Origin of the sequence: Thiohalophilus sp. (genome assembly GCF_031581315.1) — a bacterium.
In the GTDB taxonomy this organism is placed as follows: domain Bacteria; phylum Pseudomonadota; class Gammaproteobacteria; order UBA6429; family Thiohalophilaceae; genus Thiohalophilus.
In genome coordinates this window covers 1-2,806 of sequence record NZ_JAVLAZ010000156.1, presented here as the reverse complement: position 1 = coordinate 2,806, position 2,806 = coordinate 1, and the positions used below count along the sequence as shown (strand labels likewise).

General features: G+C 57.3%; 3 protein-coding genes and 1 pseudogene. All 4 read left to right on the top strand.

Annotation, left to right across the window (positions count from 1 at the left end; all coding sequences use genetic code 11):
- Window positions 1-368: pseudogene (locus tag RI563_RS13060) on the top strand (pyridine nucleotide-disulfide oxidoreductase); the annotation flags it as partial.
- 14 nt (window positions 369-382) lie between these two features.
- Window positions 383-1,036: a class I SAM-dependent methyltransferase gene (locus RI563_RS13055; RefSeq protein WP_310694820.1), complete on the top strand. Its 654-nt coding sequence runs from the start codon at window positions 383-385 to the stop codon at window positions 1,034-1,036.
- Between the two features lie 14 nt (window positions 1,037-1,050).
- The gene (gene arsS / locus RI563_RS13050) at window positions 1,051-2,010 is read left to right on the top strand and encodes an arsenosugar biosynthesis radical SAM (seleno)protein ArsS (protein WP_310694819.1); all 960 of its coding nucleotides are present in this window, start codon (window positions 1,051-1,053) and stop codon (window positions 2,008-2,010) included.
- A 392-nt stretch (window positions 2,011-2,402) separates the two neighbouring features.
- Window positions 2,403-2,806 (top strand): methyltransferase domain-containing protein (locus tag RI563_RS13045; protein WP_310694818.1); only part of this gene is annotated, 404 nt, incomplete at its 3' end.

Below are 2,806 nucleotides of genomic sequence, written 5' to 3'. Positions count from 1 at the left end.
CCCAGGTGGGGCTCACCGAACAGCAGGCGCAAGAGCAGGGCATCAAACACACTGTCCTGCGCTTTGATTTCAAGGACGTCGATCGCGCGTTAACGGAACGGGAGACCACCGGGCGGGTCAAACTGGTCACGCGCAAGGGCAAAATTCTCGGCGCCAGCATTCTGGGGCCGCAGGCCGGCGAACTGATCCACGAACTGGTGCTGGCCATGCAGAGCGGGGCAAAAATCGGCGACATCTCGGCGGCGATTCACGCCTATCCGACGCTGGCACAAATCCATCGTCGCGCGGTTAATACCGCCTATGCGCCGAAACTGTTCAGCGCCGTGACGCGCAGGATCGTACGCTGGCTGCAGCGCCTGCCCGGATAGCGTTCGATGCTGTAATGGATATCACCCCCGAACAGTATGACCACTGGTATCACACCCCGCGCGGCCAATGGATCAGCGATCGGGAGTTTGACCTGTTGCTGAAGTTGTTAAACCCGACAGCCGGCGCCAGTTTACTGGATGTGGGGTGTGGCACAGGCCATTTTACGCGCCGCTTCCATCAGACCGGCTTGAGTGTCACCGGCGTGGATCCCGATCCCGTCATGCTGGCCTATGCCCGCGAGCACTCAGCGGGTATTGAGTATATTGAAGGCACGGCCGAACAGTTGCCGTTTGACGATAAACAGTTCGACTATAGCAGTGCCATTACCAGTTTATGTTTTGTGGACAATCCCGTGACCGCCTTGCAGGAAATCTGGCGCGTGAGTAAACACGGTGTGGTACTGGGTTTATTAAATCGTCGCAGCCTGTTGTACCGACAAAAGGCCGGCCACGGCGCCTATGCCGGTGCCCGCTGGGACAGCCGGGCGGATGTGATAAACTGGCTGCAACAGGCGGGCATCACGTCGGCGGACAGCCGTTTTCGCAGTGCCATTTTTTCCCCTGGCGGCGGGTCGACAGCCCGCGTCATGGAACGTTTGTTACCCGGGACAATATTGTTGGGCGGTTTTCTGGCGGTTTATCTGACCCGACAACACAACACTATGTAAATTGAAGGCCGTATATGCACGCCACCTTACCGTTATTACAAGACACTGACTTCCCGGCATTGAAACGGGATCGGCTGACTACCCTGCAGATCAATCTCGGTTACCGTTGTAACCAGGCCTGCCTGCACTGTCACGTCAACGCGGGGCCGACGCGCAAGGAAGTCATGCAGCGCGAGACCGTGGACGACATCGTAACGTTTCTGCGAACTAATCAATTACAAACCCTGGACATCACCGGCGGAGCGCCGGAACTCAATCCGCACTTTCGCTATCTGGTCGAACAGGCGCGGGCACTGGGAATGCAGGTCATCGATCGCTGCAACCTGACCATCCTGCAGGAAGACGGGCAGGCCGATCTGGCGCAGTTTCTGGCCGACCATCAGGTGGAGATCGTCGCCTCCTTACCCTGTTACCAGGAAGCCAACGTCAACGGTCAGCGGGGCGACGGCGTCTACGCCCGCAGCATCGACGCCCTGCAACAGCTCAACGCGGTCGGTTATGGCAAACCGGACAGCGGCCTGGTATTGAATCTGGTCTACAACCCCACCGGCCCGTTCCTGCCGCCACCCCAGGTGCAACTGGAAGCCGATTACAAACGGGAACTGGCCAAGCAGGATGTTGAGTTCTCTCACCTGTTCACCCTGACCAACCTGCCCATCCAGCGCTTCGGCAGCACGTTGATCTCCAAAGGCCAGTTCGCGGACTACATGAACCTGCTCAAAAGCGCCCATCAGGACGCCAACCTGGAAAACGTCATGTGCCGTTCGTTGATCAGCATCGACTGGCAGGGCTATGCCTACGACTGCGACTTCAACCAGATGCTCGACATGCCACTGCCCAACATGGGCAAACCCCGGCCGCATATCCGCGACCTCATCGCCGACGCGCTGGCCGGCCGACCCATCGCCGTCGCCGACCACTGCTACGGCTGCACCGCAGGGCAGGGGAGTAGTTGTGGTGGAGCTTTGAATTAGAAAACTCAACGCAGAGGCGCAGAGGAACGTAGAGAAAAATGGATTGTTGTTGTAGGAGGGGCTTACAGCCGCGACCCATACTTTCCGACAGGATTCGTCGCGATGGAATCGCCTCTTACACCGCAGCGGCGCAGAAGAGTGCAGAGAGAAATGGAGTGTTGTTGTGGGAGGGGCTTGTAGCCGCGACCCATCCTTTCCGACAGGATTGGTCGCCGATGAAATCGCCTCCTACAACAGTCCGTAGGTCACGCTGGTGATAGCCTGCGTGACATCTCTCGAACGGGGATGTCAGGTAGCGCATGCGCACAACCTGACCTACAAGGATCAATTGCAGTGACTAGCTGCTAGTAACTAGTATCTAGTGACTGTTCCGAACTTAGTGAGGAACATAGATGGATGTACACGCTGAAGTAAAAAAACGCTATTCCGAAGGTGCCGAGGCGGTGCAAACAGAACTCTGCTGCCCGGTGGACTACGACACTGAATTATTGAAAATCCTGCCGAAGGAGATCATCGACAAGGATTACGGCTGCGGCGATCCGTCGCGTTATGTGCGCGAGGGCGATGTGGTGCTGGATCTCGGTGCCGGCGGCGGCAAGATCTGTTACATGGCCGCCCAGCTGGTCGGTGAGCAGGGCCATATCATCGGCGTTGACATGAATGACGATATGCTGCTGCTGGCCAGCAAATATCAACCTGAAATGGAAGAAAAACTCGGCAATAACCGGGTGACCTTTCTCAAAGGCTATATCCAGGATCTGGCGCTGGATGTGCAGGCCATGGAAGACTATCTGGA

What these genes read in the sequence shown, in the direction of transcription:
- RI563_RS13055 (WP_310694820.1), top strand. Translation starts at nt 383, where the DNA reads ATGGATATCACCCCCGAACAGTATGACCACTGGTATCACACCCCGCGC.
- arsS (WP_310694819.1), top strand. Translation starts at nt 1,051, where the DNA reads ATGCACGCCACCTTACCGTTATTACAAGACACTGACTTCCCGGCATTG.